Origin of the sequence: Pseudomonas antarctica (assembly GCF_900624995.1) — a bacterium.
GTDB lineage: Bacteria > Pseudomonadota > Gammaproteobacteria > Pseudomonadales > Pseudomonadaceae > Aquipseudomonas > Aquipseudomonas antarctica.
On the sequence record NZ_UYXQ01000048.1, the window covers coordinates 19,458 to 27,252 of the forward strand.

The 7,795-nt window shown below is 61.8% G+C and carries 8 protein-coding genes and 1 pseudogene; 7 read left to right on the top strand and 2 right to left on the bottom strand.

Going from position 1 to position 7,795, the window contains the following annotated elements; translation table 11 throughout:
• Positions 1-294: 294 nt before the first annotated feature.
• The 7 genes and pseudogenes from E0F99_RS19380 to E0F99_RS30490 all read left to right on the top strand — a co-directional run.
• Positions 295-1,158 carry a sensor domain-containing diguanylate cyclase gene (locus E0F99_RS19380; RefSeq protein ID WP_083357870.1) on the top strand — a complete coding sequence of 288 codons (864 nt, stop codon included), beginning with the start codon at positions 295-297 and terminating at the stop codon, positions 1,156-1,158.
• A gap of 158 nt (positions 1,159-1,316) precedes the next feature.
• Positions 1,317-1,766: a GNAT family N-acetyltransferase gene (locus E0F99_RS19385; RefSeq protein ID WP_083357869.1), complete on the top strand. Its 450-nt coding sequence runs from the start codon at positions 1,317-1,319 to the stop codon at positions 1,764-1,766.
• Between the two features lie 12 nt (positions 1,767-1,778).
• Positions 1,779-2,144, top strand: coding sequence for a copper homeostasis periplasmic binding protein CopC (gene copC / locus E0F99_RS19390; protein WP_083357868.1), 366 nt, complete (start codon positions 1,779-1,781; stop codon positions 2,142-2,144).
• Positions 2,145-2,147: 3 nt separating this feature from the next.
• Complete coding sequence (copD, locus tag E0F99_RS19395; RefSeq protein ID WP_083357867.1) at positions 2,148-3,005, top strand: copper homeostasis membrane protein CopD; 858 nt, start codon at positions 2,148-2,150, stop codon at positions 3,003-3,005.
• Positions 3,006-3,142: 137 nt separating this feature from the next.
• Entirely contained in the window at positions 3,143-3,967 is an 825-nt protein-coding gene (locus E0F99_RS19400; RefSeq protein ID WP_083357866.1) for an NAD-dependent epimerase/dehydratase family protein, read from the top strand.
• 30 nt (positions 3,968-3,997) lie between these two features.
• Complete coding sequence (locus E0F99_RS19405) at positions 3,998-4,873, top strand: SMP-30/gluconolactonase/LRE family protein (protein ID WP_130908876.1); 876 nt, start codon at positions 3,998-4,000, stop codon at positions 4,871-4,873.
• A 65-nt stretch (positions 4,874-4,938) separates the two neighbouring features.
• Positions 4,939-5,028 (top strand): annotated as a pseudogene (locus tag E0F99_RS30490) (aldose 1-epimerase); the annotation flags it as partial.
• Positions 5,029-5,101: 73 nt separating this feature from the next.
• Here the strand turns inward: E0F99_RS30490 and E0F99_RS19415 are convergent.
• Both E0F99_RS19415 and E0F99_RS19420 read right to left on the bottom strand, forming a co-directional pair.
• Entirely contained in the window at positions 5,102-6,256 is a 1,155-nt protein-coding gene (locus E0F99_RS19415) for an HlyD family secretion protein (RefSeq protein ID WP_083357864.1), read from the bottom strand.
• On the bottom strand, positions 6,253-7,795 hold a 1,543-nt coding region (locus tag E0F99_RS19420; RefSeq protein ID WP_130908877.1), incomplete at its 5' end, for an MFS transporter. The genes E0F99_RS19420 and E0F99_RS19415, both read right to left, overlap by 4 nt.

Consider the following 7,795-nt stretch of genomic DNA (forward strand, 5'->3'; position numbering starts at 1 on the left):
TCCTCGCGAACGTGTGCGCCGCGAACGGGAGAGCGTCCGGTAAGGGCATCGCGTGATGATTGTTCCGATTCCGAGCCCATCATCACACCATGAACCGCCGCATTAGGCCACACGCCGTCATGATCACCTGCGCACGCGACGCGCCGAAGCGCCCGACTGCACAGCAGGGGTAGGCTTCTCTGAGCACCGCTGATCGACAGATCCGGCATCGCCGCTTAAAGTCTGCAGCATTCCCCGGCCCCTTCCTGTGTGATCGCGCTATGATCGGTGAATCTGAACCGGACGCCCCTGACTATGGCTGTTGACCTGCAAGCCCTCTATCCAAAGCTGATCCACTTGATGCTCGACACGGTCTTCGTAGTCGACAGTGAGAACCTGATCGTCTTTGTGAGTGATGGCTGTGAAGCGCTGCTCGGTTACCGTGCAGACGAGCTGACCGGCACACCCATTACCCATTACATGCACCCTGAGGACCTGGCGCGCACCCGTGCCTCGATTGTACGGGTCATGAATGGCAGGCCCCACGTCGACTTCCGCAACCGTTATGTCCGCAAGGATGGCGAAATCGTACACATCCTGTGGGCGGCGTTCTGGTCCGAAGAGGTGGGTGCGCGGATCGGTGTCGCGAGGGACGTAACCGCCCTCACCCAGGCCGAGGAAGAATTACGCTTCCTCGCCCATCATGACCCGCTGACGGCGCTCACCAACCGGTCACTGTTCAACGATGGGCTGGACTCGGCCCTGCAGGACGCACAGCGTCACAACAGCACGCTGGCGTTGCTGTTTCTAGACGTCGATGACTTCAAGGGCATCAACGATGTCCATGGCCACGCCGTGGGCGATCGCGTGCTCTGCGTGATCGCACGGCGGCTGGAACGCTGCGTGCGTGAGAACGACTTGGTGGCTCGGATGGGCGGGGATGAATTTACCGTACTGCTGACGGATATCCAGCAGCACGCCGATGTTTGCGCGAAAGTCGCGCAGATACTCGCAGTCATGGCCGAGCCGCTGGGCGCTGAGTTTGGCGGGGTGAAAATGCCCTCCTGCAGTATTGGTGTGGCGTTTTATCCGGTGGATGGTGAGGATGCCGATACGCTGCTCAGCCACGCAGACGGTGATATGTACCGAATAAAAAGGCAGTACTTGGCCGCGGAGTAATGAGCTGGGCGCAATTCAACCTCCCAAACAACACCCTGGACTCAAGACAGCCGTCGGCTCCAGGTCAAGGCGACAGGCCATAGTGAAACTTCTTACGCGAAGCTTTCCGCCAAAAAACGGATTGGTTAGGATCGCGCTCCCCCTGAAGGATCATTGCAATGACTATTCGACCTCGCGTGGCCGCCGACGACCCAGCGCTAGGCGCACTGTGGGAGCGCTCGGTGCGGGCCACCCATGACTTCCTCCCCGAGGATGATATCCAGCGCTTACTGCCTCTGGTCCGTGACACCTACCTGCCGATGCCTGCACTCGATGTCTGGGTGTTCGCGGACAGTAACGGCATCGCCGGGTTTATCGGTACTGGCGGGCACAACGTGGAAATGCTGTTTATTGACCCCCACCGTCGTGGCCAAGGCATCGGCCGCCAGTTGCTCGACCACGCCCGCGCCCGTCACGACACACTGACGGTGGATGTAAACGAACAAAACCCGCAGGCCGTGGGCTTCTACCTGCACTATGGTTTTATCCAGGTCGCGCGCTCGCCACTGGATGGCGAAGGCAAACCCTTTCCCTTGCTGCACATGGCCTTACCGACTCTCCAACCCTGAAGGTATTGAACAATGTTGATCAAGAAAACCCTGACCACCGTCACCCTGCTGGCCTCCTTGCTAGGCGCTTCGGCGGCCTTTGCCCATGCCCACCTTAAAAGTTCGGAACCTGCTGCAAACAGCAGCGTCGCCGTGCCGAAAGACCTGCGCCTGACCTTCACCGAAGGCGTCGAAGCCACCTTCACCAAGGTGTCCCTGAGCAAGGACGGCACCGAAGTCGCGATCAAAGGCCTGGAAACCCCGGACGCCGACAAGAAAACCCTAGTGGTCACGCCTGCGGCACCACTCGCCGCCGGCACCTACAACGTGCAATGGCACGCGGTGTCGGTGGATACCCACAAGAGCGAAGGCACTTACAGCTTCAAGGTCGGCCAATAACCCATGGCGACCCTGCTGGTGCTGTGCCGCTTCGTGCATTTTATCGTCGTGCTGTTGATGTTCGGGGCCTGTGTGTTCAGGCCCTGGCTGTTGGGCGCTGAACCGCAGCCGGCACTCGATCGACAACTGCAACGCATCACCCGCGTGCTGGGCTGGCTGGGGCTGATCTCCGGCGTGGCCTGGTTGTTATTGATCACTGCCAGCATGGCCGGCAGCTGGGACGCAGCATTGCAACCGGCCACCGTACAGTTGGTGCTGGGTAAAACCTTCTTCGGCCAAGTGTGGGTCTGGCATCTGTTGCTGAACCTGCTGCTGGTGATCGTGCTGATCAAACCCTGGCCCGCGCTGCGCCTGCCATTGATCGCTCTGCTGCTGGCGACATTGGCACCGGTCGGCCACGGCGCCATGCTTAATGGGTTGAGTGGGCAATGGCTGATCCTCAACCAAGTGCTGCACCTGGTGTGCGTAGGCGCCTGGCTCGGCGGGTTGTTGTTGCTGGTGTTGATCCTCAGACAGCCTGAGCGTTTTGTACTGGAGCCAATCCTCAAGCGCTTCAGCGCCGTGGGTTATGGCCTGGTCACGGGGTTACTGGTGAGCGGTTTGATCAATGTGCGCGTGTTGACCGGGCAGCTGTGGCCCACGCCCTTGTTCGACGGCTTTGCCCTGATTTTGTTGATCAAAGTGCTGCTGGTACTGGGCATGTTGGCCCTGGCTTTGCTGAACCGGTTACGTATTGAGCGCTGCGAAGAGCGCCGGGGCAGTTTGAAGGCCAGTGTAATGCTGGAGTGGGTATTGGGGGTTTGCGCAGTTGCCGCCGTTTCCCTGCTTGGCACCCTCCCGCCGATGGTCATGGCCAACTAGGGCGACAACGCTCTCAAGTCGAACTCGACTCCCACATTTTGAACCTCACTCGTGAGCAAGGGCGTTGACAACCTGGGGATTCCCTGACGATACTTCCAACAAGTCATACGATAACCTACAACAACAATGGACCCTTCATGACCACCACCCCAACGACGCCCGTTCCATTCAACCGCCTGCTGCTCACCGGTGCTGCCGGCGGCCTGGGCAACGTTCTGCGCGAACGCCTGCGCCCTTATGCCCACGTACTGCGCCTTTCGGACATCGCCAGCATGGCCCCGGCGACCGATGCGTGCGAAGAAGTGCAACCTTGCGACCTCGCCGATAAACACGCCGTGCACCACTTGGTGGAAGGCGTCGACGCGATCCTGCACTTTGGCGGTGTTTCGGTTGAGCGTTCGTTCGAAGAAGTCCTCGGCGCCAACATCTGCGGCGTTTTCCATCTCTACGAAGCGGCCCGCCGTCACGGCGTGAAGCGCGTGATCTTCGCCAGTTCCAACCATGTGATCGGTTTCCATAAACAAGGTGAAAAGCTCGACGCCCACTCGCCGCGCCGCCCGGACAGCTACTATGGCTTGTCCAAGTCCTATGGCGAAGACATGGCGAGTTTCTACTTCGATCGCTACGGCATCGAGACCGTGAGCATCCGCATCGGCTCCTCGTTTCCCGAACCGCAAAACCGCCGGATGATGCACACCTGGCTAAGCTTCGACGACCTGACCCAACTGCTCGAACGCGCGCTGTACACGCCGAATGTCGGCCATACCGTGGTTTACGGCATGTCGGACAACCTCGATACCTGGTGGGACAACCGCTACGCCGCGCACCTGGGGTTCGTGCCCAAGGACAGCGCCGAAGTGTTCCGCGCCCAAATCGAAACCCAGCCACCGGTCGCCGCCGATGACCCGGCCAAGGTCTATCAGGGCGGTGCGTTCTGCGCAGCGGGGCCGTTCGGTGACTGAGTGCACAGCAAGCCAAGGGAATGAGTGACCATGACGGCTGAATTGATCGTCGACGCCCGCAATGCCGTGGGCGAATGCCCGGTGTGGGTGCCCGAGGAACACGCGCTGTATTGGGTGGACATCCCCAACGGCGGTCTGCAACGCTGGAGCGCCGCCACCGGCCAGGTCACCGCCTGGAAAGCCCCGCAAATGCTCGCCTGCATTGCCCGCACTACGGCGGGCAACTGGGTCGCCGGCATGGAAAGCGGCTTTTTCCAACTCACCCCGCACACCGACGCCAGCCTCGACACCACGCCCCTGGCCAGTGTTGAGCACCCACGCGCGGACATGCGTTTGAACGACGGCCGCTGTGATCGCCAGGGCCGTTTCTGGGCCGGCAGCATGGTGCTGAACATGGGTTTGAATGCGGCCGAGGGCACGCTGTATCGCTATGCTTGGGGCGCCGCGCCGCATGCCCAGTTGAACGGCTTCATCACCCTCAATGGCCTGGCCTTCAGCCCCGACGGCCGCACGATGTATGCCTCCGATTCACACCCGTTGGTGCAAAAGATCTGGGCCTTCGATTACGACATCGAAACCGGCACCCCGTCCAACCGCAGGGTGTTCGTCGATATGCATCCACTCCCCGGCCGCCCCGACGGCGCAGCGGTCGACGCCGATGGCTGTTACTGGATCTGCGCCAACGACGCCGGGATGATTCATCGCTTCACCCCCGACGGTCGCCTCGACCGCTCCCTCAGCGTGCCGGTAAAAAAGCCCAGCATGTGCGCCTTCGGCGGCAGCCGCTTAGACACGCTGTTCGTCACCTCGATCCGTGATAACCCGAGTGAACAGTCGCTGTCCGGCGGCGTGTTCGCCCTCAACCCCGGCATCCAAGGGCTGCCCGAACCCCACTTCATCCTCTAGCCAGGGAGCTGTGATGCTTGAACTCGAAGACAGCCTCACCCACCTCACACTTGCCAAGGCTTTAGATCGCATTACGCGTGACGCCTCTGGCCGAAACGGCGGCGTGGCATGGCCTGGGGTGGCATCGCTATTTGCCGCGCAGACCGGGCACACGAAGGCCAATCAACCCAACTCGACTTCACCCTGAATAAAGCCCCCTCCCACATTTTGCCCTCTGCGGCGTCAGTGTCAGGGCGGAGTATTTTTGAGGCGCCCTGCCGTGTCGATACTCACCACCACCGACAACCCCGGCCGCAACCGCTCGCTCTCGGCCTGATCCGGATCAACCGTGATCCGCACCGGCACGCGCTGGGCAATCTTCACAAAGTTGCCGGTGGCGTTGTCCGCCTGCAACAGGCTGAACTCCGAGCCGGTCGCCGGGGAAATGTGCTGCACCGTACCGTGAAACGTGCGGTGGTTCAGCGCATCCACGGTGAAGGTCACCGGTTGGCCGACCTGCACGTTATCCATCTGGGTTTCTTTCATGTTGGCGATCACCCACAGCTGCGTCGGCACCAGCGCCATCAACTGCGCGCCGGAGTTGACGTAGGCGCCGAGTCGCACGCCGATCTGCCCCAACTGGCCGTCACGCGGCGCGAGGATGCGCGTGTTGGACAGGTCGATGCGCGCCAGCTCCACCGCCGCGTCGGCACTCGCCACGGCGGCTTCCAATGAACCGCGGTTGACGATCACGGTTTGCAGATCCTGCCGGGCGATTTCCAGATTGGCCTGGGCTTGCGCCACCGCGGCAATGGTTTGCGCATTGGCGGCGCGGGTCACGTCCAGCTCACGCTTGGACACCGAGCCATCGCTGATCAGCTCTTCGTTACGGCGCAGGTCCGCGGTGCTTTTGCGCGCCTGGGCCTGGCTGTCGACCAGCGCGGCCTGGCGCAGTTTGATGGTGGCTTCGGCGCTGTTGCGTTGCTGCACCACGTTGGCCAGCGCGGCTTTCTGCACCGCCAGTTGCGCCAGCGCCTGGTCGAGGCGCTGCTTGTAGATACGGTCATCGAGGCGCACCAGCAGGTCGCCAGCCTTGACGAACTGGAAGTCCTGCACCGGCACTTCATACACGTAGCCGGCGAGTTGCGGGCCGATGATCGTGACCTGGCCGCGCACCAGCGCGTTTTCGGTGGTTTCCACCGCACTGCTGAACGGCGGCAGTTGCCAGGCGTACAGCACGATCAGCACACCGACGATGGCAATCGCGGCAAAACCCAATGACGAGATAATACGCACCCGCAGTGAGCGCGGCTCGGTGACCGAGGCGCCCGGCGGTGTGGTGCCTTCCGGGGTGGAGGCGATGGCGTTAGTGGTGGTTGTGGTGCTGGTAGTCGGTTCGGTCATGAAGTAACGCCGCTGGGTTGAACGGGAGGGGCTGCCGCTTTAGTGGTACTCATCAGCCACAGGCTGCGGGTGAAGATCCAGAGCATGGTGAGGATCGCGATGATCGCAATCAGCATGAATACATCGTTGTAGGCCATCACATTCGCCTCACGCGTGGCCGCCGTGGCCAGGCTGCGAATGCCCATCAGGTTGCGCAGTTCCGGGTCGGCGATGACACCGCCATACGCCGAACCGCCGCTCTGCACCCGCGCGGCCACACGCGGGTCAAGCAAGGTCAGGTGCTCGACGATCATGCTGGAATGGTACTTCTCGCGCACGATTTGGAACGTCCCGAGCAACGCCGCGCCAATCAGGCCGCCGAGGTTCTGACAGATGCCGAACATCACCGAAAAACTCACCAGGTTGCGCGGGTTGGTGAGCACGTTGCGCGTGCCCAGCACCATGGTCGGCCCGAGAAAGAAGGTGCCGCCAAAGCCTAGCAGGAACTGGCTGATATAGAGGTTTTCCGGGCGGGTCAGGTTGCTGGAGAAGCTGTCCATCACCGAGCCTGTGGCCATCAGCGCCAGGGAGATGATCAACGGCATCAGCAAGTGCGCCGGGTTGATCGTCAACGCACTGACCACCAGCCCGGCAATCGCCCCGGCCAGCATCACCACGTACAGCGTGTGCATCTGCTGGTAGCTCATGTTGAGCATCTGCATGAAACCCACGGCACCGGTGGATTGCTCCGACAGCACCATGCGAATCAGCACCACGGCCAGTGCCAGGCGAATCATCACCCCACTGCCCAGCCACCGGGTCATCAGCAGCGGGTTGGCGCGGTTATGCTCGATGGCCAGGCCGGCCATGATCAGCACCAGCGAACAGGCCGAAGCCACGCCGATCCACGGCGCTTCCAGCCACCAGTCGATACGCCCCAGGGACAACACCGCACACAGCAGCGCGACGCCGGTGGCGAGAATGCCGAAGGTAAGGAAGTCGAGTTTTTCAAAGGTCTTGAAGCGGTCGCCCGGCGGCAATTTGAGCAGGAATACGCAGCCCAGGCAGATCAGCGCCAGGCCCAGTTCAAACAGATACAGCCCGCGCCATTCGGCAATTTGCAGCAAGTCTTCGGAAAACAGCCGCGCCAGTGGCAGCGCCAACTGCGCGGTGCCCAATCCCAGCACCAGGGCTTTGAGCCGCCACTTGGCCGGGAACGCCTGGATCATGTAGTACAAGCCCAGCGAACTGAGCGCCGCCCCCACCATGCCATGCGCGGCCCGCACCGCAATGGCCGAACTGAGGTCGTTGACGAACAAGTGGCCAAAGGTCACCAGCGCATACAACACCAGGAAGACTTCGGTAAACGCGCGCAGGCCGAACTGCTGGCGAAACTTCACCAGCAACAGGTTCATGCACACGTTGGTCATCACATAGGCGGCGGGCAGCCAGGCCATCTCGGCGGTGGTCGCGCCCAAGGCGCCTTGCAGGTATTGCAGGTTGGCGATTACCAGCGCGGTGCCGAGCCCGCCGGTGATTGCCAGCACGGAAGAGCACACG

What these genes read in the sequence shown, in the direction of transcription:
- E0F99_RS19400 (WP_083357866.1), top strand. Translation starts at nt 3,143, where the DNA reads ATGACCACCACCCCAACGACGCCCGTTCCATTCAACCGCCTGCTGCTC.
- E0F99_RS19385 (WP_083357869.1), top strand. Translation starts at nt 1,317, where the DNA reads ATGACTATTCGACCTCGCGTGGCCGCCGACGACCCAGCGCTAGGCGCA.
- copD (WP_083357867.1), top strand. Translation starts at nt 2,148, where the DNA reads ATGGCGACCCTGCTGGTGCTGTGCCGCTTCGTGCATTTTATCGTCGTG.
- E0F99_RS19380 (WP_083357870.1), top strand. Translation starts at nt 295, where the DNA reads ATGGCTGTTGACCTGCAAGCCCTCTATCCAAAGCTGATCCACTTGATG.
- copC (WP_083357868.1), top strand. Translation starts at nt 1,779, where the DNA reads ATGTTGATCAAGAAAACCCTGACCACCGTCACCCTGCTGGCCTCCTTG.
- E0F99_RS19415 (WP_083357864.1), bottom strand. Translation starts at nt 6,256, where the DNA reads ATGACCGAACCGACTACCAGCACCACAACCACCACTAACGCCATCGCC.
- E0F99_RS19405 (WP_130908876.1), top strand. Translation starts at nt 3,998, where the DNA reads ATGACGGCTGAATTGATCGTCGACGCCCGCAATGCCGTGGGCGAATGC.